The organism is Streptomyces corchorusii, from assembly GCF_001514055.1.
GTDB lineage: Bacteria > Actinomycetota > Actinomycetes > Streptomycetales > Streptomycetaceae > Streptomyces > Streptomyces olivaceoviridis.
This window is the reverse complement of record NZ_KQ948362.1, coordinates 266,443-288,991: the sequence shown is the minus strand read 5'-3', so window position 1 is coordinate 288,991 and position 22,549 is coordinate 266,443. Positions and strand designations below refer to the sequence as shown.

Annotated in this window: 21 protein-coding genes and 1 tRNA gene; 13 read left to right on the top strand and 9 right to left on the bottom strand. The window is 71.9% G+C overall.

Going from position 1 to position 22,549, the window contains the following annotated elements; translation table 11 throughout:
- Positions 1-14: 14 nt before the first annotated feature.
- The 7 genes from AQJ11_RS29995 to AQJ11_RS50455 all read left to right on the top strand — a co-directional run bounded on the left by AQJ11_RS29995 (position 15) and on the right by AQJ11_RS50455 (position 4,127).
- Positions 15-473: a carboxymuconolactone decarboxylase family protein gene (locus AQJ11_RS29995; protein WP_059265239.1), complete on the top strand. Its 459-nt coding sequence runs from the start codon at positions 15-17 to the stop codon at positions 471-473.
- A 584-nt stretch (positions 474-1,057) separates the two neighbouring features.
- The gene (locus tag AQJ11_RS29990) at positions 1,058-1,261 is read left to right on the top strand and encodes a cold-shock protein (protein ID WP_014677112.1); all 204 of its coding nucleotides are present in this window, start codon (positions 1,058-1,060) and stop codon (positions 1,259-1,261) included.
- 48 nt (positions 1,262-1,309) lie between these two features.
- Positions 1,310-1,380: transfer RNA gene (locus AQJ11_RS29985), tRNA-Met, on the top strand.
- Positions 1,381-1,721: 341 nt separating this feature from the next.
- Positions 1,722-2,024 carry a hypothetical protein gene (locus AQJ11_RS29980; RefSeq protein WP_059265238.1) on the top strand — a complete coding sequence of 101 codons (303 nt, stop codon included), beginning with the start codon at positions 1,722-1,724 and terminating at the stop codon, positions 2,022-2,024.
- Positions 2,025-2,242: 218 nt separating this feature from the next.
- Positions 2,243-2,488 carry a DUF5133 domain-containing protein gene (locus AQJ11_RS29975; protein ID WP_059265237.1) on the top strand — a complete coding sequence of 82 codons (246 nt, stop codon included), beginning with the start codon at positions 2,243-2,245 and terminating at the stop codon, positions 2,486-2,488.
- Positions 2,489-2,870: 382 nt separating this feature from the next.
- Positions 2,871-3,173, top strand: coding sequence for a hypothetical protein (locus tag AQJ11_RS29970; RefSeq protein WP_244218416.1), 303 nt, complete (start codon positions 2,871-2,873; stop codon positions 3,171-3,173).
- Positions 3,174-3,815: 642 nt separating this feature from the next.
- Entirely contained in the window at positions 3,816-4,127 is a 312-nt protein-coding gene (locus AQJ11_RS50455) for a hypothetical protein (RefSeq protein ID WP_208616645.1), read from the top strand.
- Between the two features lie 118 nt (positions 4,128-4,245).
- Here AQJ11_RS50455 and AQJ11_RS29960 read toward each other — a convergent pair whose 3' ends face one another.
- Complete coding sequence (locus AQJ11_RS29960; RefSeq protein ID WP_148282116.1) at positions 4,246-4,515, bottom strand: hypothetical protein; 270 nt, start codon at positions 4,513-4,515, stop codon at positions 4,246-4,248.
- Between the two features lie 262 nt (positions 4,516-4,777).
- Between AQJ11_RS29960 and AQJ11_RS29955 the strand changes: the two genes are divergently transcribed.
- The 4 genes from AQJ11_RS29955 (at position 4,778) to AQJ11_RS29940 (ending at position 11,689) form a co-directional block, all read left to right on the top strand.
- A complete protein-coding gene (locus AQJ11_RS29955; protein WP_059265234.1) occupies positions 4,778-5,149 on the top strand; it encodes a hypothetical protein in 372 nt (123 codons plus the stop codon).
- A 507-nt stretch (positions 5,150-5,656) separates the two neighbouring features.
- Positions 5,657-6,616, top strand: a complete 960-nt coding sequence (gene bdeA / locus AQJ11_RS29950; RefSeq protein ID WP_014677117.1) for a bis(hydroxyethyl) terephthalate hydrolase — start codon at positions 5,657-5,659, stop codon at positions 6,614-6,616.
- 333 nt (positions 6,617-6,949) lie between these two features.
- Positions 6,950-10,360, top strand: a complete 3,411-nt coding sequence (locus tag AQJ11_RS29945; RefSeq protein WP_059265300.1) for a helix-turn-helix transcriptional regulator — start codon at positions 6,950-6,952, stop codon at positions 10,358-10,360.
- 66 nt (positions 10,361-10,426) lie between these two features.
- Positions 10,427-11,689, top strand: a complete 1,263-nt coding sequence (locus tag AQJ11_RS29940) for a PucR family transcriptional regulator (protein ID WP_059265233.1) — start codon at positions 10,427-10,429, stop codon at positions 11,687-11,689.
- 19 nt (positions 11,690-11,708) lie between these two features.
- Here AQJ11_RS29940 and AQJ11_RS29935 read toward each other — a convergent pair whose 3' ends face one another.
- The 8 genes from AQJ11_RS29935 to AQJ11_RS29900 all read right to left on the bottom strand — a co-directional run bounded on the left by AQJ11_RS29935 (position 11,709) and on the right by AQJ11_RS29900 (position 18,810).
- Entirely contained in the window at positions 11,709-11,960 is a 252-nt protein-coding gene (locus tag AQJ11_RS29935; protein ID WP_167360883.1) for a Rossmann-fold NAD(P)-binding domain-containing protein, read from the bottom strand.
- Positions 11,957-12,709 carry an SDR family NAD(P)-dependent oxidoreductase gene (locus tag AQJ11_RS29930; protein ID WP_059265232.1) on the bottom strand — a complete coding sequence of 251 codons (753 nt, stop codon included), beginning with the start codon at positions 12,707-12,709 and terminating at the stop codon, positions 11,957-11,959. Before AQJ11_RS29930 ends, AQJ11_RS29935 begins: the two co-directional genes overlap by 4 nt.
- Positions 12,706-13,677, bottom strand: a complete 972-nt coding sequence (locus AQJ11_RS29925) for a fumarylacetoacetate hydrolase family protein (protein ID WP_059265231.1) — start codon at positions 13,675-13,677, stop codon at positions 12,706-12,708. The genes AQJ11_RS29930 and AQJ11_RS29925 overlap by 4 nt, the downstream gene beginning before the upstream one ends.
- 94 nt (positions 13,678-13,771) lie before the next feature.
- On the bottom strand, positions 13,772-14,704 hold the full coding sequence (locus AQJ11_RS29920; protein ID WP_059265230.1) for a VOC family protein: 933 nt from the start codon (positions 14,702-14,704) through the stop codon (positions 13,772-13,774).
- Between the two features lie 4 nt (positions 14,705-14,708).
- The gene (locus tag AQJ11_RS29915; RefSeq protein WP_059265229.1) at positions 14,709-15,710 is read right to left on the bottom strand and encodes an amidohydrolase family protein; all 1,002 of its coding nucleotides are present in this window, start codon (positions 15,708-15,710) and stop codon (positions 14,709-14,711) included.
- Complete coding sequence (locus AQJ11_RS29910; protein WP_059265228.1) at positions 15,707-16,837, bottom strand: FAD-dependent oxidoreductase; 1,131 nt, start codon at positions 16,835-16,837, stop codon at positions 15,707-15,709. Before AQJ11_RS29910 ends, AQJ11_RS29915 begins: the two co-directional genes overlap by 4 nt.
- Positions 16,838-16,861: 24 nt before the next feature.
- Positions 16,862-17,818: a cyclase family protein gene (locus AQJ11_RS29905; protein WP_059265227.1), complete on the bottom strand. Its 957-nt coding sequence runs from the start codon at positions 17,816-17,818 to the stop codon at positions 16,862-16,864.
- Positions 17,815-18,810 carry a fumarylacetoacetate hydrolase family protein gene (locus tag AQJ11_RS29900; protein WP_059265226.1) on the bottom strand — a complete coding sequence of 332 codons (996 nt, stop codon included), beginning with the start codon at positions 18,808-18,810 and terminating at the stop codon, positions 17,815-17,817. The genes AQJ11_RS29905 and AQJ11_RS29900 overlap by 4 nt, the downstream gene beginning before the upstream one ends.
- A gap of 133 nt (positions 18,811-18,943) precedes the next feature.
- Between AQJ11_RS29900 and AQJ11_RS29895 the strand changes: the two genes are divergently transcribed.
- Together AQJ11_RS29895 and AQJ11_RS29890 are read left to right on the top strand one after the other, a co-directional pair.
- A complete protein-coding gene (locus AQJ11_RS29895; protein WP_059265225.1) occupies positions 18,944-19,861 on the top strand; it encodes a LysR family transcriptional regulator in 918 nt (305 codons plus the stop codon).
- Between the two features lie 643 nt (positions 19,862-20,504).
- On the top strand, positions 20,505-22,532 hold the full coding sequence (locus AQJ11_RS29890; protein WP_059265224.1) for a HelD family protein: 2,028 nt from the start codon (positions 20,505-20,507) through the stop codon (positions 22,530-22,532).
- Positions 22,533-22,549: the final 17 nt, after the last annotated feature.

Here is a 22,549-nt window from a genome sequence, read left to right as displayed (position 1 = left end):
GAGAGCACTCCCGCATGGAAAACCGGCTCAAGAACAAGAACACCGACAACCCCGATGTGTGGACCGCGATCCAGCACCTCCAGAAGGCGATCGCCGTCGGCGGCGTCGACCCGAAGCTACTCGCGCTGGTCTACCTGCGAACCAGTCAGATCAACGGCTGCTCGGCGTGCGTCCACGCCAGCGTCGTCGGCGGGAAGAGGGCCGGTGACACCGACGAGCGGCTGCACAACGTGGCGGCGTGGCGTGAGGCGCCGTTCTACACCGATGCGGAACGCGCGGCACTGGCGCTGGCCGAGGCCGCCACCCGGCTCCAGGACGGTGCGCAGGGCGTCACCGACGAGATCTGGGAAGAGGCCAACGCGCATTTCACCGAGGAACAGATCGGCGCGATCAACCTGGAGATCGCGCTGACGAACTTCTTCAACCGGATCAACCGCACCATCAAGGAACCGGCCGGCAAGACCTGGGGCTGAGCCCAGCGCGGCACGCACCCACTGAGGCTTCGCCAGCGAAATGCATCTTCGGGTGGGCCGCGGGGCCAGGGGTGGGCCGCCGGGCCGGGGTGGGCCACGGGGCCGGGCAGAGGTGAAACCCCTGGCAGGGCCGGGTGGCCAAATGTGCGGTGGAGCGCACAGCCACAGGCTTGTGCAACCCCCGCTTGCAGTAACGCGAGCAAATCCGCACCGGCTCCGACCTGGCCGACGGCATTCACCGGATCCGGGACCGTCGTCCGGGACCGTTGTCCGTGACCGTCGTCCGGGACCGTTGAAATGCAGCGTCCCGGTGGTACGGGGGAGACCACCGGGACGGCGCGGCCAGCCTACTCAGCACTGTTCGCCCGCGTGGGGAGATTGCGGGACGTGTCCGGAAGCGGTCGTCCGGGCCGGCCGCTGCGCGGGCCGACGCCTGCCACCGGACGACACCGCATCCGACTCATGGACGAATGATCGAATGACACGGCCCTGGTCGGGGTAGAACGGACGATGGCGTCTTCCCGTAGGGGGAGATGCCGCTACTCACCCCGGCCGGCACCCCCGGCAAGATCGAAGGACGCAGTATGGCCAGCGGCACCGTGAAGTGGTTCAACTCTGAGAAGGGCTTCGGTTTCATCGCCCAGGACGGCGGCGGACCGGACGTCTTCGCCCACTACTCCAACATCTCCGGCAACGGCTACCGCGAGCTGGTCGAGGGCGAGACGGTCACGTTCGACGTCACCCAGGGCCAGAAGGGGCCCCAGGCCGAGAACATCGTTCGCGGCTGACATCTGCCGCTGGCCTGCGGAGCATGTGCGGAGCGGCACCACCGACGAGGCGTGGAGCAGCTCGGTAGCTCGCTGGGCTCATAACCCAGAGGTTGCAGGTTCACCTCCTGTACCCGCTACGAACGTCAGGAGGCCCGGCATCAGCCGGGCCTCCTGACGTGTCGGACAGCCGCAGCCACAGCGCCTACGAGGCGGGCCCCGTCCCTCGAAGGGACGAAGCCGAGCTGCCCGATCACCCGCTGACCGGTGGCTGGCTTGGGCTGCCACGGCTGGGCCGGCCGGGTGAAGGAGTTCGGCCGGGCCGTCGGCGGCACGAGCAGACAGTCGGCCCTTGGACAGCCGACGAGGCGCAAGCACTTCATCGGCACCCCGTGAGGCACGGCCTTCGGCGGGGTAGCCGCTGCTGTGATCGACACATGGCGCTGACGGCGTCCGCTTCGCGGGAGAGGAGAGCGCGCGCATGGCTACCGGCGCGGACTCGGCGAGGATCACGGCGAAGGTCCACGGCAGGGACATCACCTTGGACGGCCCCCTGACGAAGGACGAGATCCGCAACAGGATCTGGTGGTGGCAGAGCGCCGACCCCCGGACTTCCGAGGAACAGGAAGACGGTCAACACGAGCGCGACAACCCCCACGACGACTCCCGCAAGGATGTGATCATCACCCTGGGCGGGTACTACGAGGTCTCCGCCGACCCTCGTACGCCCGAGGCCGAGAGACTGGTGGAGCTGGTGTACGACGAGCTCCACCCGGACGAGTGACAGCGCGGCACAGACAGAGCAGCTGGGAGCCAAGTCTCCGCAGTGCCGGAACGTCCTCAGCGCGGTGCGGCAGCAAAGTGCATACGGTGATCAGCTCGGGGCAGACGACTCCCTGAGCACGCATCCACCGTTCCCGACCGTGCAGCCACCCGGCGGGTGCGCGCTCACGGACGTCGCGGGCCCCGTGGAACGGCCCGCCTTTCGAGAAGGTTGTCGCTGTGTTGCTGCCTGCGGAGAAGGAACTACGCGGGGTACTGGCCCGTTTCGCCGACGCCCGCTTTCGCCATGATCTGCACCCCACCGGCCACTCCAGCCGGGAGCTTGAGGACGCCTCCCACACGCTGTGCGTCATGACCGGCACCGAGTCGGTGGACCAGGCCCTCATCGCCGCCGACGCCCTCCTGGAACGGCTGCGCGCGGACCGCACCGCGGCGACCAAGGTGACGCAGCCTTTGGCCGCCTGACGCCCCTGCAATCCACTCAGTGATCAATCCGGACAGGCTCACCCACGCTCGGACCGGGCGCCGGCGCGTGGGCCATCGGCCGAGAGGCGGAGCAGGCCCGCCGCCGGACGCTGGGACCTCGGAGGGCGTCGACATTGCCATGTGCGGTGCGTGCCGTGTCAAGGCTGGCCGGCCATCGGAACCCTTGCACAGCGTGAGCAGTCTGCACCGCTGGTGAGGAGATACGGAAATAACTCCGATGCCTGAAATATCACCGTGTGTGCGAGGCGTGGGGAACGGGTATGCGCCGTCTGGCCGCCACCGCACCACTGCCGGAACACGCGTCACGCGTTGTGCCGCCGAGATGGACAGCGCGACGCGGCCCGGCAAGAAGGAGAAGATCATGCAGATGACTCGACGGATCGCGATCGTCGGCGCTTCCACGGTGCTCGCCGCAGGCGCCATGGCGATCGGCAGCGGTCCCGCGACGGCGGCCACAACCCAGACGCCCGAACACCACCCGGCCGTCGGCGTACCGGGTGGCGCTCAGCGCTCCACCGACCGCCCCCATGCCGCCCGGCAGCCTACGGACCGGTGGATCGAGGACCAGCTCGCGACCTTCTACCCGTCGTCCAAGCACCGGCTCGCGGTGTTCGACCCCTGGGTTAAGGACCAGCTCGCGCTGTTCCAGAAGACCGGCCGGTGAGCGGGGCGACGGCCCCTCTCAAACCTCGGAGGCCGCAGTTGCCGGTCCGGCGCAGTCGGTCCGGTCCCTCGGCGCCGTGGTGCGTCCCTCCGGGCCGGCGCACTGTGCCGCGCTGATCAACCGGGTGCCGCACGAGTGCGTCCGGTCCGTCGGCGGCGGTCAGGCCGGAGATGCTGCTGGCTATAGAGATGCCGCCTGCCAATACGTGGCCCGCCCCGCCGTAGCTTGCCTACGCCAGCCCTGATGCCTGCTGTGTGAGTACCCCGCCCTGCTCGGCCTCGGCGCTCCTCGCCGACGCTGTCGCCCGCCGCAGTCCGGCACGGTCGTGTGCACATGGTGCGGCACGGCAGGGACCGCTGCTGCGGCCGTGCCTGCTGTGCCGATTGCGGCGCCGCCTGCCATCAGAAGAGAGCACCCCCGGGCTGCGGCCCTACTTCCCATGCGCCAGTGGCGCCCTTCTGGATTCCTCGGCGCCAAGCGCAACGCGGAAACATGGTTCCCCCGCAGGGCGCGCCGCTGCGGTGGACGCCGCTTACGCTGGGAGGACGGGCCGCTCACGGCAGCCTGGGAGGTGCGCCCGTGTCCCGCTGTCACCGCTTCCATCTGGACGTGGCAGGCCACTCCGTCACGGTGCAGACACGCATGGCCGCACATGAGACCGAGCTACTGGTGGACGGCAAGGTGGTCGGCTACCAGGGCGCGCGGGCGGGACACCGCAGGCCCGTCGCGCTCACTGCCGAACTTCCCGGCGACCCGCCCCAGCCCTTCGGCGTCACTGTCCATGCCGGCGATGCCGCCGTCTGTGTGCTGGAGATCGCCGGGCGCAGACAGCCCATGCCCGAGGTGCCCCTGGGACGAGGGGACGGCCCGCGGCCCGGTGTGGACCGGCCCGCACTGCGCCGCATACGCAGACTTCTGCGCCACACTCTCCCGCGACGCGCCCGCCGTCGCTGAAAACGGGGCATCCGTGGGACGGTGCGGCCCGGCGCTACCCGCGGTGGTTCGTGCCCGTGTTCCAGCCCGACCTCCGGTGGCCTGACCCGCCGCCCACGGCTTCCGGAGGCGATCCCCGCTATGCGGCGGTACGCGTGCCGGAGCCGGCGAGAGGAGTCGCCGCGGTCGCGAGCGGCACAGGCGTGCTCACCTCACTGTTTGTGTCCCGTAGCTGCTGGGTGGTGTGCAGCGCGGCGTGAAGCAGGAGACGTGCGGGCAGTCCCAGGCCGCTGGCGTCGATGGCCATGCCAAGGAGAGGCGCGGCAAGGGGGGTGAGGGTGCGGACGAGCGACCGCACCGGGGGAACGAGCGAGGTGCGGGGGAGCGTGATGACGAGCGTGAGGGGCACTGCGGTGTCCTTGAGCCGATCAAGCCACATCGAAGGCGGCTGGTTTTGCCGGTTTTCCTCAGGAAAATCCGCTTCCCAGGCGCGTAAATGGCCCCAATCTCTCAACTGTGCCAACAAAAGGTGAACAGGAGTGGTGAGCTGCTCGGACGCTGATCGCCGACTCCTGCGCGGTCGGTCGGCCGATCCGCAAGCGGACGGACTCCGAGATATGCATGTATCGGACATAATGTAGAAGGGTCGGTAAAAGTGATGGGGTGATCACATGACCCAGACGACAGCTCAGCCCCCCGCAGCGGCCCCCACGGACGCGACCGTCGACCAGACGCGGCATGACCACGACCGGCATACGATCACCATCCCGCTCGACAGCGTCGCCCACGCCGCGCAAAAGGCGGTCACCCTTCCCGTCACCGCCGCCCAGCGCATCCTGCCGGCCAAGGGGGGACTTCCCCTCTATGCCGGGCTCGGCGCCCTCGCGCTGGCAGGTGCCCTTGAGTGGCCCGTCGCCGCCGGAATCGGCATCGGCTACGCCGTTCTACGCCGCGGAGGGGCGTTCCCGCCCCCACCACCGGCACCACAGACGCCCGCAGAGGCGATCGACAAGCCCACAACCTCAGCCCCCGGAGCCGACTGAGGAATATCTCGCGGTCGAGGTCGGCGAGGCCGGTGCGTACGGCCTCGCCGACCTCGACCTGTTGTCAGCGGTGTTCGCCTGGTCATCGGGGTGATCGCGGCCAGGTGATCAACGACTCCGAATGCTGGGTGTGCCGTTCTCGGTCCCGCGTGTTTCGACGGGGCGTGCATGATCCGGGCCGGCGACCGTTCGACTACACAGCGACGGGGCGGATGACGCATCCCGGGATGCTCGGGGGTCGGGCCGGGGGAGGGCCGGGCGGGCTGGACGGCGGATGGCCGTTGCGGGGGAGTGGGAGGCCCCCCGTCGGCAGCGGACCCGGTGGAGTGGGCGCGGTTCGCCGGGCGCGTGATTGACGAGACCGGTGACATTGCCGGTCCCCTCACGCCCGCCCGGCGTCGACAGTGGCACCGCCAGCCCCATGGCGGTGCCCTTCGACCGTCGGACGCATGCGCGCGCCGTCGACGCCGAACGGGCAGCTCGCCGCGACAGAGAGGACGACTCGTCGTGCAGCACCCGCACACCGGCACCACGTCACCGGTCCACCGTCCGCACCCGGCCCTCCCCGACCCGCGTACCGGCCGTCGTGGCCGTCGCACCGGACGGCTCGCGGCCCTCGCCGCCGCCGTCAGCGCCGTCTTCACCCTGACCGCACTCGGCGGGCCGGCGGCCCACGGCGCGGACAACCCCTTCGAACGTGGCCCCGCGCCGACCGAATCGAGCATCGAGGCGCTCCGCGGGCCGTACGCGGTGTCGGAGACGACCGTCTCCCGGCTCGCCGTCAGCGGATTCGGCGGGGGCACCATCTACTACCCGACCAGCACCGCCGACGGCACCTTCGGGGCCGTGGCCGTCTCGCCCGGCTACACCGGCACCCAGTCCTCCATCTCCTGGCTGGGCCCGCGCCTGGCGTCACAGGGGTTCGTGGTCTTCACCATCGACACGCTCACCACACTGGACCAACCGGACTCCCGGGGGAACCAACTGCTCGCCGCGCTCGACTATCTGACAGGGAGCAGCTCGGTCCGCGGTCGTATCGACTCCACCCGTCTCGGCGTGATGGGCCACTCGATGGGCGGCGGCGGCAGTCTGGAGGCCGCGAAATCGCGTCCCTCGTTGCAGGCGGCGATCCCGCTGACCCCGTGGAACCTCGACAAGACCTGGCCCGAGATCAAGACACCCACCCTGATCTTCGGTGCCGACGGTGACACGATCGCTCCCGTCGCGACCCACGCCGAACCCTTCTACACCACTCTCCCCAGCTCCCTCGACCGCGCGTACCTGGAGCTGAACGGCGCCACCCACTTCACGCCCAACACCTCGAACACCACGATCGCGAAGTACAGCGTGTCGTGGCTGAAGCGGTTCATCGACAACGACACCCGCTACGAGCAGTTCCTGTGCCCGCTGCCGCGGCCGAGCCTGACCATCGAGGAGTACCGGGGCAACTGCCCGCACACCAGCTGAACGCGTGCGCGCACCCGTGAACTGATCGTCCGTCAGTGACCCGGCGGCGGTCGCCCGTGACGGCGACCGCCGCCGGCGTTGTGCCGGAACGCCGCTCGAAGCCCTGCGCGTTGTGCCGCAGCACCGTTCGGAGCCGCGCGCGGTGTGCCGCGGCACAGACCGCTTCCCGCCAACTCACCCGGAACGCGCAGGTGATGTCCCTGAGACTGTGTGCAAGCGGCCCGGACGCCGGGCTTCCACGCTTACTTACGCGTCAGTAAGGTCGTGGGAATGACCGGACAGACGCCCATGGGACTCGCCTCACCGCGGTACCGGCCGGGTCCCCAACGGCACGTGATGGCAGCGCTGTCGGACCGGCTGCGTGGCGGCGGTGCCTGTGTGGTGACCGGCGAGCCGGGGGGTGGCCGCTCGGCTCTCCTCGCCCACGTCGCCCGCGCCTTCACCGCCGGGCCCGTCGTGACCGTGCGCGCCCGCGCCGGGGAGTCCCGGGAGCCGCTGACCGGGATCCGCTCGTTGTGCCACGCGGTCGGGACGACCCTCGTCGGCGCCGCCGACCCGGTGCGGGAACTCGTCGGTGCGCTGCGGTCCACGGCCGCGCACCGGACCGTCCTCCTGTGCGTCGACGACGCCCACCTGTGGGACGCCGCCTCCCGGTCCGCACTCGGCCGACTCGCCGCTCACCTGTCCGACGGGAGCCGTGTCGCCCTCCTGCTCACCGTCGCCGGACACCGCCCCGTGGACCCGGAGTTCACCGGCCTGCCGCTGCTGCGCCTGGCTCCCCTGTCCCCGCCGGACGCCGCCGCCCTGCTGGACGACATCGCACAGGACGGACTCGACCCTGGCGTGCGCGACGAGATCACGGCCGCGGCGGAGGGCAATCCGGCCCTCCTGCTCAGAGTGTTCCACCGCCTGACCCCGGCCCAGTTGCGCGGGCTCGCGCCCCTGCCACGGCCCGTGATCGATGCCGAGACGCTGACCGCGCTGGTCGGCGGCCACCTCACCCGGGCGCTCCCCGGACAACGCGACCTTCTGCTCGTGACCGCCGCTGCCTCACAGGTGACGGGAGAGGCCACCGTCGACGCCGATCTCGCACGGCGCGCGACCGCGTGGATCTCCGCGGGCGCCCCCCGCCTCGGGCCACCGCCGCGGCCACTCGCCGACAAGAACCGTTCCGCGCCGAACTCCGGCCCGCCGTCCTGGCGGTCCGACGGCTCCGAGGGACGGTGTGGTCCGCCGCGCGGGCCGCATGCCGCCGACAGCGGCCGACCGGAGTCGTACCGCGACCCCGCTCCGTACGACAGTGGCGACAGCGGTGACGGCCGGCTCTCACCGTACGTCGCCCCCCTGCCCGAGTTGCTCCATGCTCGCGACGGCCGGATCGGTTTCCGCAGCACGTTGTTGTGCCGCACCGTGTACGCCGACGCGTCGGCCGAGCGGCGCCGTGCCGCCCACGACGCGCTGGCCCGTGCGCTGCCCGACGGGCGCGGCCTCATGGCGCTGCTGCACCGCTCGTGGGCCGTCGCGGGTCCGGCTCCGTCGCTGGCGTCCGACCTCGCCGCCGCCACGACCCAGGCGGATCCGGCGGTGTCGCCCGCACTGCGCTGCACGGCCCTCACCCGCGCCGCCGACCTCACCGCGGACGGCGCTCGGCAGGTCCGGTGGTACACGGCCGCCGCCGAACAGGCGCTGCTGGCCGGGCAGTCCGACCGGGCCCTGCGGCTGCTCGACACGGCCCGCGATCGCCCGGCGCCGTCGACGGTACGCGCGCGTGCCGAGCTGCTGCGCGGAACGGTGCTGCGATGGGACGGCCCCGTCGACGACGCCCGCGAGACCTTGCTGCTCGCCGCGGAGTTGTTCGCTCCGCATGACCCTGAGCGGTCCGCCGAGGCCGCCTTGGCCGCCGCGGACGCCGCCTGGTCGGCGGGCGACCTGGCAGCGTGCCTGAGCGCGCTGGCGGCTGAGGGCACGGCCAGGGTCTGCTCGAGGTCCGGAACTCACAGCGGGGGAGACGCGAGCGGCCCGGATGGCGGGGCGCAGTCGCCCGGGGGCCGGGGCCTTCTCCCGTCGGCCGGTCCCCGCTTCGCGGGCGAGCCGGTCGGCACCGTCGTACCGTCCCCGGCCCTGCGCGACCACCGCGCGGGCATGCGGGCCGTCCTGCAAGGCCGCTTCGACCTTGCCGCCGCGCCCTTGCGGCGGGTGGTGGACCGCGCGTGGACGACGACCGAACGTGAACGGCTCGCGCACACGACTGACGCCCATGACGGCGGGCTCGTGCCTGCTGCCGGCGACCATGACGGCGGGCTTGCGCGCACTGCCGACCACCACCACGACCAGTTCGCGCACACAGCCGACGACCGCCGCGAAGAGCCGCACACCACCGACGACGGCCCCGCGCAGGCGCATACCGCATCCGCATCCGCATCCGCATCCGGAGGCGGAGCCGCAGCTCCAGCCGGAGCCGCAGCCGAACCGCTTTCGCCCCCGACGGCCGACCACCCTCGGCAAGCGCACATCTCACGCTCCCCCGATCAGTTACCCCGCACGACAGGCACCCTTCGACAGCCCCCGCCCCCACCGAACGCCCCCGACACGCTCCTGCGAGCGGCCTCGGCGGCCCTGTTGCTCGGTGACACCACCGCCGCCCGGCGGGCCGGTGCGCGGGCGCTCGCGGTGGCCCGTGCGGACGGGTCCGCCGTGCACGAGGCGCGGGCTCTGGAGTTCCTGGCCTACGGCGAACTCCGGGCGGGACGGCATGCGTCTGCCCGGGCCCATGCCGAGGAGGGCCTGCGCAGCGCGTACCGCACCGGGCAGCGCAACACGGCCGCCCATCACCACGCCGTGCTGGCCCTCGCGGCGTCGATCGAGGGCGAGGCGCACACCGTCGCCGAGCACGTGACCGCCGCGCTGGCCACCGCACGACGCCACGGGCTGGCGCAGGCCGCCACGCTGGCCCAGTGGGCCGCCGCCCGCGCCGATCTGGGCCACGGCCGTCCGCGTGAGGCCGCCGAGCGGCTCGGCCCGCTGGTGCGGCCCGGCACGGGGCGCGGGCACTTCGCCGTCTGGATGCTCGCCGTGCCGTGTTACGTCGAGGCGTGCGCGTTGGCCGGGCAGCCGGACGAGGCACGGGAGGCGGTCGAGGACTTCGCGCGCTGGGCCGCGTGCGACGCCGACCGCCAGGCCCCGGCCCAGCTGCTGCGCTGCCGCGCCCTGCTGGCTCCGCCCGAGCCGGCCGACGCGCTGTACCGGGAGGCCCTGCGGCGGCACGGGGAGGCCGCCGGTGACTTCGAGCGCGCCCGCACCGAGCTGCTGTACGGCAAGTGGCTGCGCAGGCGCCGTCGGCTCCGCGAGGCACGCGGCCAGCTGCGGGCCGCCCTGCTCGGCTTCGAACGCTGCGGCGCTCGCCCGTGGGCGCAGCAGGCGGCGGCCGAACTGCGGGCGAACGGCGTGGCCGGGACGGCGAGGACGGCCGGGGCCGGGGCGGGCGCGGCGGTGCGAGGGGGCGGCGCCTCGGCCTCGGGCGAACTCCTGCCGGACGGGCTGGACCGGCTCACCCCGCAGCAGTTGCGCATCGCCCGCCGCGTCGCCCAGGGCCTCACCAACCGGGAGGTGGCCCTGAGCCTGTCGGTGAGCACCCGCACCGTCGACTACCACCTGCGCAACGTCTTCGCCGCCCTCGGCGTCCGCTCGCGGGTGGAGCTGGCACGGCTGGTGGAGCAGGCGGAAAAGACTGGTGCACACCTCTAGGGACCGACCGGACGGTATGTCATTCTTCGGAACACGACGCGTCAGCCGACCCTGGGGGAGACTTCCATGCGCCCTGCCGTACGGCCACGACCCGCCTTCCGCCCGGGACCCCAGCCCGCACCCCGGCCGCGCGCACCACACCCCCGGTCGCTGATCGACGCCGAGGCCCTGCGGGTGCTGCACCGCGCCGCCCGGGCGCTGCTGGACGACCTGCCCGCTCTCACCGACCGGTTGGTCTCCGCCCTGCGGGAGAGGGAACCGGCCTACCGGGCCGCGCTGGACGACGACCGCCCGGGCGTCTGGCAGGAGGCGCACCGCTCGTTGCGGCACAGCGTCTCCTCACTGCTCGACCCGCGCGGCACCCGCGACTCCGCATACCGCTGCTCCTGGCGCATCGGGGTCGACCGAGCCGAACAAGGGCTGCCCCTGGACGCCCTGTTGCACGCCTTCCGGCTGGGCGGCTCGCTGGTGTGGCAGGAACTCGTCGACGTCACCTCCCGCAGCGCTCCGGAGGACGTACGGCTGCTGGTGCACGTGGCCGGCGACGTCTGGGACTTCGTCGACGAACACTGCACGCTCGTCGCGGACGCCTACCGGCAGACCGAACGACGCCTCGCGTGGCGGCGCGAGAACCGGCTGCGGCTGCTGGCCGCCGCGCTGCTGGACGGTACCGGCCGCATCGCCGACCTGCCGGAGACCGCGCAGGCCCTCGGTCTGCCCGAGCAGGGGCGGTACGTCGTCGTCGCGGTCGCGGGCGAGCGGTCCGCCGAAGCCGTACGGGCCCTGCTGCCCCCGAGAGTGCGGGCCCACTGGCACACCGGTCCGGAGACGGACCACGGCATCGTCCTGGTCGAGGACGGCGTCGTGCCGGCGCCGGACCAGCCGCCGCCCGGGCTGCGCGTCGGGATCGGGCTCCCCTCCGACGGACTGGCCGGCGTCGGCGAGGCGCGCCGGCTGGCGGACACCGCCCTGCGGCTGTGCGGCGACGCGGGCGGCACGGTACGGCTCGACGAGCATCTGCCCGAGGCGCTCGTCGTGTCCTGCCCGGAACTCGCCGGCCTGCTCGTCGAGCGCGCGTTCGGTCCGCTCGCACGGCTGGAACCGGCCGACGCGGACGTGCTGCTCGACACGCTCGCCGCCTGGCTGGCCTGCGACGGCTCGGCCCAGCGGGCGAGCAGGGGGCTGTACTGCCACCGCAACACCGTTCTGAACCGCCTGCGCCGCTACGAGAAGCTGACCGGCCGTTCCCTGTCCCGCCCCGCCGACCTGGTCGAGATCGCCCTCGCCCTGACCGTCCGCCGCCTCGGCCGTCAGCGGCCAGCCTCCTGACCGCCCGCCGACTCGCCCCTCAGCGTGCGTCGACCACGTCGTCGGAGGTGCCGGTGCGGCCGAGGGGGATGGGGCGGGCGATGCCGCGCAGCGGGTGGTCGTCCGCGAGGAGATTGGCGCGGGAGCCGTCCGTGTCGATCCTTCCGAGGATGACGCAGTTGGCGCGGATGCCGAACGGCGCGCCCTCGGCGGCGAACCGCAGCGCGGCGGCCCGGCCCTGGCCGCGGGCCGTGCCGGAGATCAGCGCGACCTTGCCCTCCAGCCGCTTCACGAGGGCTCCTCGCGCAGCGCGTCGGAGACCGACTTGACCCCGCCGTGCGCGGTCAGTCCGCCGTCGACGGGGATCTCCGCGCCGGTGATGAACGACGACTCCTCCGACAGCAGGAACACGACCAGCCCGGCGACCTCGTCGACGGTCCCGGTGCGGCCGAGCGGTGTCTCGCGGACGTTGGCCTCGCGGAAGGTAGGAGCGGCGGAGGCGGTCATCTCCGTCTCGATGTAGCCGGGGTGGACCGTGTTGACGCGGATGCCGCGCGGGCCGAGTTCCAGCGCCGCCGTCTTCGACAGACCCCGCAGCGCCCACTTGCTGGCGGTGTAGGCGACCGGGTAGTGGGCGGTGAGGGCGGCCGAGGAGCCGATGGTGACGATCGAGGAGCCGGGCGGCATCAGCGGGGCGAGGTACTGGATTCCGAGCAGCGGGCCGGTGACGTTGACCGCGTGCACACGGTCGAAGTCCGCGGCCCGTACGTCGCCGAGGCGGGCGCGCCAGGTGATGCCCGCGTTGTTGACCAGGCCGTGCACCTGCCCGTACGACTCCTTGAGTTCGGCGGCGAGGTCGGCCCAGTCCTGTTCGCTGCTCACGTCGAGGCGGCGGCAGTCGCCTTCCGGCCGTACGTCCGTGGCGATCACCCGCGCGCCCTCCCGTGTCAGCGCCGCTGCCTCGGCGGCGCCCTGGCCACGGGCCGCGCCGGTGACCACGACCACTTTGCCCAGCAGTCTCGTGGAGTGCGGGGCGCTCACGACCGCTCCCGGGACCGGCGCCGGCCGTAGGGCAGCGGAACCGGTTCCGCGCCGGGCACGACGGTGTTGGACACGCTGCCGATCCCCTCCACGGTGAGGGTGACGGTGTCACCGGGTTCCAACGGCGGCGGCGTCCGCTCGCCGCGCAGCCCCCACAGTTCGGCGAGGCAGCCGCCGTTGCCGCAGGTGCCGGAACCGAGCACGTCACCCGGCACGACCCGGGTGCCGCGCGAGGCGTAGGCGGCCATCTCCTCGAAGGTCCAGCTCATGTGGGACAGCAGATCCGTGCCGACCGTCTCGCCGTTGACCTCGGCGGTCAGGGCGAGACGCAGGAAGCCGTCGGCGTCCCGGTGGGGCTCCAGCTCGTCGGCGGTGACCAGGACCGGGCCCAGCGTGGTCGCGGTGTCCTTGCCCTTGCAAGGGCCGAGGCCGACCGCCATCTCCGCGGACTGGAGGTCGCGGGCCGACCAGTCGTTGAAGACCGTGTAGCCGACGATGTGATCACGGGCCCGCTCGGGCGTGAGGTCGCGGCCCTCCCGGCCGACGACGGCGGCGACCTCAAGTTCGAAGTCCAGCGCACTCGACCCGGGCGGGACGGGGATGTCGTCGTGCGGGCCGTAGATCGCGTGCGGGTTGGTGAAGTAGAAGGTCGGCGCGGCGTACCACTGCTCGGGCACGCCGACCGCGCCGCTCACCGAGCGCCGTACGCCCTCGACGTGCTCCTCGAAGGTGACGAAGTCCCGGACGGAGGCGGGCTCAAGCGGCGGCAGCAGCCGGACCTCGGACAGGTGCGGACCCGGCGGTACGTCGAGCGCCGCCGCGCCTGCGGCGAGCAGGCCGGACAGCCCGCCGGACTCCCGCAGCAGGCCGGTGAGCGAAGTGGTGCCGGGCAGCGGCAGCAGGGTGCCGTCGTCCTCCACGACGGCCACGCGGCGGCGGTGATGGTGTTCGTAGGCGGCGAAACGCATGGTGCGGCTCCGGGGAGGCTGGCCCGAGGGCGCGGCGGGACTGGGTCGGGGCAGGTGGCAGGGCCGGCCGCGCCCCGGGAGCGAGGGGGTGGGATCAGACCGGCGGGGCGACGAAGACGCCCCGGTCGGGGTCGTTGAAGGACTCCTTCGCGACCAGCTCGTTCATCGGGTTCGCGGTGCCCCACTGGTCGGTGACCTCGGGCTGGGAGAAGTCGTACACGTGGGGGTGCCAGGTGTCCTCGTCCAGGCACTCCAGCTCGGTGGTGTACTCGACGGTGTTGCCGTGCGGGTCGAGGAAGTAGGTGAAGGTGTTGTCGCCCGCCATGTGCCGGCCGGGCCCCCAGATCTTCCTCGCTCCGGCGCGGATCACGCGGCCGGAGCCGCGCATGTACTCGTCGATGCCGCGCATCTCGAAGGAGATGTGGTGCAGGGAGGTGTGCGGGCCCTTGGCCAGCGCCATCGAGTGGTGCTGGTTGGAGATCCGCATGAAGTGCATGACCTCGCCCATGTGCGGCGAGCTGAGGGTGTCGGAGAGGCGGAAGCCGAGGTGGCGCTCGTACCACTCCCGGGTGCGGTTCAGGTCGGGGGAGTTGAGGACGACGTGGGAGAGCTTGACCGGGATCGACTCCTTCTCCTCGATCCTGCGGTGCTGCCGGACCTCGACGTCGGCGGAGACCTCGACGGTGCGGCCGTCGACGTCGAAGAAGCGGAAGCCGTAGCCGCCGCCGGGAGTGTCCACCGTGCCCGGCTGGGAGATCAACCGCACGCCCCCGGCGCTGAGTCGCTCGGCGAGCGTGTCCACGTCGGCGGCGCAGGCGGCGCCGTAGGAGACCAGGTCGAGGCGCTTCTCCTCGGCCTTGCGCAGCCGCACCACGTACTGCTCCGGGGAGCCCTCGGCGGCCAGGAAGGAGATCCCGGAGTCCTCGGCGACCTTCGTCAGGCCCCAGACGCCCGCGTAGAAGTCGAGCTGCTTGGCGTAGTCGGGCACGGCGAGGTCGACGTGCCGCAGATGGGTGAGAAGTCGCATGGTGTCAGTTCTTTCGGAGGAGTGCGGCGGCGTTGCCTCCGCGTACGGCGTGGAAGTCGGCGTCGGCCAGTCCGGACGCGCGCAGCGCGCCGACGGGGTCCTCGGTGCCCATGTCGAAGGGGAAGTCGGAGCCGAGCAGCACCCGGTCCGCGCCCGCGGTCCGGACCAGCTCCCGCAGCACGTGCGGATCGTGGACGAGGGAGTCGAAGTACAGGCGCTTGAGGTAGCTGCTGGGCGGGTGCGCACAGCCCGCGCCCGCGTCGGAGCGGGCCGACCAGGCGTGGTCGGAGCGGCCGATGTGGGTGGGCAGGTAGCCGCCGCCGTGCGCGGCGATCAGCCTCAGGCCCGGGTGCCGGTCCAGGACGCCGGAGAAGATCAGGTGGGAGAGCGCGACGGCGTTCTCCACCGGCTGGCCCACGGTGTTGGACAGGTACCACCGGTCGAGCCGCTCGTCGAGCGTGCAGCCGAAGGGGTGCAGGAAGACGAGCGCGCCGGTTTCCTCGGCCCGGGTCCACAAGGGCGCGTAGGCCGGGTCGGAGAGTTCCCGCCCCGGTGCGTGGCTGGAGAGCTCGACGCCCAGCAGGCCCTGGTCCAGCGCGTGATCGAGGGCGCGTACCGTGTGACCAGGATGCTGGAGCGGCACGAGGCCGAGCCCGCGCAACCGGTCGGGCGCGGCGGAACAGTGCGCCGCCGTCGCCTCGTTGGCCAGCCGGTACACCTGCTCGGCCGTTTCCTCGTCCGCCCAGTAGTGGTAGTGCGAGGGGGAGGGGCTGACCAACTGGACGTCCACGCCCTGGGCGTCCATCGCGGCCAGCCGCACGGCGGGGTCGGTCAGTTCCGGGACGCGCTCGCGCACCATGGAGCCGCTCACGGCGAGTGCCGCCGGACCGTTGCGCCGGGCGTCCAGCGCCTTCGCTTCCGCCAGCCCCGGCAGGCCGGCCACCAGGGCCTCCACCTCGGGGAGCAGCACATGCGCGTGGACGTCCACGGTGGGGGCCGTGCTCACGGCAGCTCCCGCAGCATCGTCATCGTGCGTCCCATCAGGCCGGGGAGGTCCGCGTCACGGACGCCGTCGAGCTGCCACTGCCCGATCCGCACGGACGCCTCCACGACCGGGCGGACGCGGGCCACGCGCCGCTCGTAGTACGCCTGGAAGAGGGCGTCGTCCCAGGTGTCCGAGGCGGTCAGCAGCCGGGCGAGCACGAGTGCGTCCTCCAGGGACAGGGCCGCGCCCTGCGCCAGCGTGGGTGGGCAGCAGTGCGCGGCGTCGCCGATCAGCACCACTCGGCCGCGGTGCCAGGAGCCCTCCACCAGCAGCCGGTCGAACCAGGTGTAGTTGACCTTCGCCGGGTCGGTGATGTGTTCGGTGATCTCGGGCCAGTGGCCGCCGTAGGCGGAGGCGAGGCGGCGCATCTCGTCGGCGTAGGTCTCCGGCGGGATGGAGGCGCGGTCGCGGTTGTCCTCGACGACGTACGCGTACAGGGTGGTGTCGCTGGTGGGGCAGTACCCGGCGATGTAGGCCGGGCCGCCGTAGGCGAGGTCGGTGCGGACCACTCCGGCCGGGCGCGGGGCGGCGACCCGCCAGATGGCCATGCCGGTCGGCTCCGGCCTGGCATCGATGCCGATCGCCGCGCGGGTCGAGGAACCGAGGCCGTCGGCGGCGATGACGAGGTCGTACCGGCCCTCGCCGCCGTCGGAGAACCGTATCGAGACCCCGTCCGCGTCCTGGCCGAGGATCTCGGCGGTCGTGCCGAGCCGCACGGTGGCGCCGCCGGCTCGTACGGCGTCGATCAGGATCTGCTGGAGCTGCGGGCGCTGCATGCCGACGGTGGCGGGCAGGTCGTCGCCGCCGGTGCGCAGGTCCCGGGCGACGTGCAGGAGCGTGCCGTCGGGGGCGGTGATGCCGACGGAGTCGAATGCGAAGCCGGACGCCTTCACCCGTTCCCATACGCCGAGTTCACGCAGGACGCGCAGGGCGTTGCCCTGGAGGGTGATGCCGGAGCCGGCGGTGGCGTTCCAGTCGTCCTTCGCCTCGATCAGGTCCACCGTGAGGCCGGCGCGGCGCAGCAGGACCGTCACGGCGTTGCCTGCGGCGCCGCCACCGATCACCAGGACCGTGCGGGCTGTGCTCATGAGGGAACTCCCTTGTTCCGTTCGTTACTTCACGGCGATCGGGTTGACCGGGGAGCCGACCGCGCCGGTGACGGGGAGGGGCGCGGCGGTCAGCCAGAACGCGTACGTGCCGTCGCGGACACAGTCCTCGGCGAGCGCCTCCAGGTCCCACATCTCGCCGATCAGCAGCCCGATGTTCGGGATGGCGACCTGGTGCAGGGGCTGGAAGGCGTGCTCGAACTCGTTCGGGCGGACCTCGAAGCCCCAGGTGTCGGTGGCGATCGCGGCGATCTCGGTCGAGTGCAGCCAGCCGGCCGCGGTGAACGACAGCCCGGGCGCGGGCCCGCCGGCGTAGTCACCCCAGCCGTCGCGGCGGGCCCGCGCCAGCTGCCCCGTGCGCACCAGCACGATGTCCCCGCGGCCGACGGCCACCCCGTGCGCGTCGGCCGTCGCCGTCAGGTGCTCCTCGGTGATCGCGAAACCGTCCGGCAGCTCCCCGTCGCTGCCGATCACCCGGCCGACGTCCAGCAGCACACCCCGGCCCGCGACGTACGGCGCCATGTGCTCGATGCCGGTGACGAGGTCGCCGTCGGAGGTGACGACCCTCCCGGCATCCCGCCCGTTCCACGCCTTGCCGTGGTCGAAGATGTGGCCGAGCCCGTCCCACTGGGTCGAGCACTGGAGCGGCATCGCGATCACGTCGTCCGCGCCGCCGATGCCGTGCGGGAAGCCCTGCGTGCCGAGGGCGGCGTCGGTGCCGGTGTCCAGCATGGTGTGCACCGGGTTGGTGCGCCGCCGCCACCCCTTCTGCGGGCCGTTCATGTCGAAGGACTGGGACAGCGAGAAGCTGACGCCCCGCCGCACCAGGGCCGCGCCCTCACGGCGCTTGCCCTCGTCGAGGAAGTTGAGGGTCCCGAGCCGGTCGTCCTCGCCCCAACGGCCCCAGTTGCGGTACGCCTTGGCGGCCTCGGCGATCGCGCCCTCGGGGTCGTCGCGGTTCACGCGGCGCCCTCCGCGACACAACGGGTGCGCTGGACCCCGAGACCGGTGACCGTGCCCTCCATGACGTCGCCGTCGCGCAGCAGCCGGCCCCAGTGCATGCCGTTGCCGGCCGGGCTGCCGGTGAGCACCAGATCGCCGGGGAGCAGACGGGCGGTCTGCGAGGCGTACGACACCATCCGCGCGACCTTGAAGATCATGTCCTTGGTCGACTCGTCCTGCATGGTCTCGCCGTTGAGCTTGAGCCGGACGCGAAGGTCATCGGGGTCCGCGACGGACTCGGACGGGACGATCCAGGGGCCGATCGGTGTGAAGCCGGGCGCGTTCTTGCTGCGCAGCCAGTCGGTGCCGATCTGCGGCATGTCCCGGCGGAAGACGGTGGCCCGGTCGGTCAGGTCGTTGGCGATGGTGTAGCCGGCGATGTACCGCGGCGCGTCCTCCACCGGCACCCGGTAGGCCGGCTTGCCGATCACGACCGCCAGTTCCAGCTCCCAGTCAGGCTGCTCCGCCCAAGCGGGCAGCACGACGTCGTCGTACGGGCCGGTGATCGAGGTGGGCAGGCCGATGAAGACGTACGGCAGGTCCTCGGCGGCCCGCCGGTCCATGAGCTCGGCGGCCTCCTCGCGCCGCTCGCTCTCGGGCCGGTCGTCACCGGGGGCGCGGTGGGCGACATGCAGGTCGATGACGTGCTGCCGGTAGTTCGCGCCCGACTGGAACACCTGCCGCGGGGCCACCGGCGCGTGCACGCGCAGGTCCGTGACGTCCGTGCGGGCCCCTCCGGTGCCGGCCGCGAGCGCGCGCAGCCGCGGCAGGGCCGTCTCCCAGCGGTCCAGCACGTCCAGGGTGGTCAGCCGATCGTCGCCGAAGACGTCCCGCAGGTCGAGGGCCTGGCCGTCGGGGGTGACGAGGGCGGGGAATTCCGGCCCGTCGGGGGCAGAGAGGGTGGCGAGGGCGAACGGTCCCGCGAAGAGCGCGGACGAGGGTTCGGGTTTCACGGACGTGTCCTCCTGATTGCGGTGGGACTAATCTGGACCCGCTGTCCGTGATCAGGGAAATCGATTCTGTGGATGACGAGCATCCACCGTGTTTATTGCCCCCGCTCACCGCCCCACCGCAAGGGACCGATCCGTGAACCTGGCCCGTCTTGATCTCAACCTCGTCGTCGCCCTGCGCGCCCTGCTGGAGGAGCGCAACGTCACCCGGGCCGGGCAGCGAGTCGGTCTGAGCCAGCCCGCGATGAGCGCGGCCCTCGCCCGCCTGCGTCGGCACTTCGATGACGACCTGCTCGCCCGCGTCGGCGGCCACTACGAGCTGACCGCGCTCGGCCAAGTGCTCCTGGACCGCACCTCCACCGCCTACGACGTGCTGGAACGTCTCTTCTCCAGCCAGGCCGACTTCGATCCGGCCAGTGAGAACCGCGAGTTCAGGCTGCTGGCGTCCGACTACGCCGTCGCCGTCTTCGGCACCGAACTCGCCCGCGTGGTGCACGCGGAGGCCCCCGGCATCCGGCTCCGCTTCACCCAGACCCCGCCGAGCGTCGTCGACGACACCGCGACCCTGCTGAGCGCCACCGACGGCCTGCTCATGCCGCACGGCGTGATCAGCGACTTCCCCGCCACCGACCTCTACGACGACCGCTGGGTGTTCGTCGTGGCACGGGACCATCCAGGCGTCGAGGGCGGGCTCACCCGGCGTGACCTGGCCCGGCTGCCGTGGGTGACGTACCAGCGCACCTACGACGCGCCCGCCGTACGGCAGTTGGGCATGCTCGGCATCGAACCGCGCGTCGAAATCTCCGTCGACAACTTCCAGCTCCTGCCCCTGATGGTCGCCGGCACCCGGCGCATCGCCCTGATCCAGGCGCGTCTGGCGCGGATGCTCGCGCCGATCGCCGCCGTACGGGTGGTGGAGCCGCCCTACGAGGCGGTGCCCCTGCGGGAAGCGCTGTGGTGGCACCCGGTCCACACCCATGACGCGGCCCACATCTGGCTGCGCGAGACGGCCGCGCGGGTCGGGGCTTCACTGCCCCGCACGGCCGAGGACTGACACGAGGAGAGCGCCTCACCAGGAGTCGGTCCTCTCAACACCCTTCGTTCGTGGACCTCGCTTCCCATGCGCATCCACTGGTCCTGGCCGACGACGCGCGTACTGCCACCGGCTTCGTCGGCACCCCGCTGATCCGAGACGAGCGCTGATCGGCACCGGTCATCTGGACATCCTGTACCGCCTGTCGATCCCGACCGAGTGCCCTTTATGACGCGACCCGGTGACGATGGGGGTCCGCGAACTCACCTTCCGGCCGCGCCCCGCAGCCGGCATCACCTGGGCTCGTACCTGGCTGTGGGCCCGTCGGCCTCGGGGCGGGCGCCCCCGTGCTGGAAAGCACGGGGGCAGGCTGATCTCCATCTTTTCCTGAGCGTGGCAAAACATCGCAGGAATCCATGGGCGGCTCGCTCAAAAGGCAGGCGGCATCGGGGGCGTAATCAGCGATATATGGAACAGCGGAATGCGTGATAAGTCATACGGTCAGCCGTCACGGATTCATTCGTAGGGGCATGACTTCGCCAAGTAAGTCAAGACTTACCCTCAGGGAGCTTTGACCGTATGGTGTGGCTCCAATCGAAGGAGCCCACTGTTGTCGAAAACAAATGATCCCGCTGTGCGTGCGGTTGACTCGGAGCAGGATTATGTGTCCTCCTTGTATGAGTTGCTCACCGAGCGGATTTCCGAGGCGCGAGCACACCGAGCGAGTGTGCTGAAGGCCCCGGCGGACAGCGCCGGTGAGGTGTATGAGAGAGAAATCGCCGCCGAGCGTCTGGCCAAGGAAATCGGCCGGCTGGAGGGCGCCGAAAAGGGGCTGGTCTTCGGGCGCATCGACTGGACGGACGGCACGGCTCTGCGCATCGGGCGGATCGGACTGCACACGGAGGAGGACGACCTGCCTCTGCTCGTGGACTGGCGGGCGAACGCGGCGCGGCCCTTCTACGAGGCGACACCGGTCCACCCGATGGACCTGCGGCGGCGCCGGCACCTGCGCCTTGAGGAACGAACCGTCATCTCGGTGAGCGACGAACTGCTGGACGGGACCGCCCCGACCGAGGAGGACGTCGTGGGGGACGGCCCGTTGACCGAGGCTCTGTCGGCACGGCGCACGGGCAGGATGCACGCGGCCGTCGCGACGCTCCAGGCCGAGCAGGACGCGATCGTCCGCTCCGCCCACCGCGGGGTGACCGTGGTGCAGGGCGGGCCCGGCACCGGCAAGACGGTGGTCGCCCTGCACCGGGCGGCCTACGTCCTGTACGCGTTCCCGCGCGCCGCGGAGGAGGGTGTCCTGGTGGTGGGCCCGAACGCCCGGTTCCTCGACTACATCTCCCAGGTCCTTCCCTCGCTCGGAGAGAACGACGTCGTTCTGGCGACCTGCCGGGAACTGGCCGGAGTGTCCACGAGCACGGTGGACCCGTTCGACACGGCGCGTCTCAAGGGCGGCTCCGACCTCGCCGACGCCTTGGCCGGCCTGCTGCGCGTCCACCAGGCCCCCGCCGGTGACTTCACCGTGCGGGTCGGACAGGAACCGGTTCACCTGTCCGGCGAGGAAGTCGCCACGGCACGCGACGCCGCCGTGGCAGCCGCACCGGGGCACAACCCCGCGCGCCAGGTGCTCAAGGAGCTCTTGGTCGACGCCGTCACCGACAAGATGCAACGAGACATGGGCGACCTCCTGGAGCAGATCGACGCCGATGCCGCCAGGATGACGGGCATGGACCTCGACCGGTTCACGGGAGCCGCCCAGCGCCGTGCCGAAGGTGCGGCCGACTCGGGTCCGGTCCACGAGCTGGACCTGGACGCCGTCCGAGCCGATCTCCTCGACGACGCCGATGTCGACCGGGCGGTCGAGGTGTTGTGGCCGCGGCTGGTACCCGGTGACCTCGTGAAGGCGCTCCTGACGAACGCCGGCGCTCTCGCCGAGCACCTGCCCCGCCTGACCGAGCGGGAGCGGTCCCTGCTGCTGCGCGGTCCGGACGACCCGTGGACCGACGCCGATGTGCCGTTGCTGGACGAGGCGGCGAGCCTGGTCGACGGTCCCCCCGAGCGGACGTACGGGCACGTCGTCGTCGACGAGGCGCAGGAACTGACCGCCATGCAGTGGCGGATGATCGTCCGCCGCTGCCCGGCAAGGGCGATGACGCTGGTGGGTGACTTCGCCCAGGCAGGTCCGGTCGCGACAGCACGCGACTGGAAGGAAGCGCTGAGCCCCCACGTCGGACCGCGGTTCAAAGTGCACCACCTGACCGTCAGCTACCGCACCACGCAGGAGATCCTGGAGAGCGTCCGGGACCTGCTCACACGGATCGCTCCGGACCAGAAGCCCACACGGTCCCTGCGGAGCGGTGAGAGCCCGCGCACCGTGACCGCACCTCCCGACGGGTTGGCCACCGCCGTCGTCCAGGAACTCCGCGCCCAGAGCACCGCGCACCCGGGCGAACTTCTGGGAGTGATCTGCGCGGACACCAGGGTGAGCGAGCTGACGGCCCAGGGCATCGCTCACCACGCACGCGTCGTGCCGGCCTCCGAAGCACGCGGCCTGGAATTCGACGGGGTCGTCGTCATGAACCCCGAGGAAATCGCCACGGCCCGCCCCGGTGGGGAAAGGGACTTGTACGTGGCCCTGACCCGGGCCACCAAGCGCCTGTGCACCATCACCGCCCAGCCCGCCTGACGACTCGGCGCCCGCGT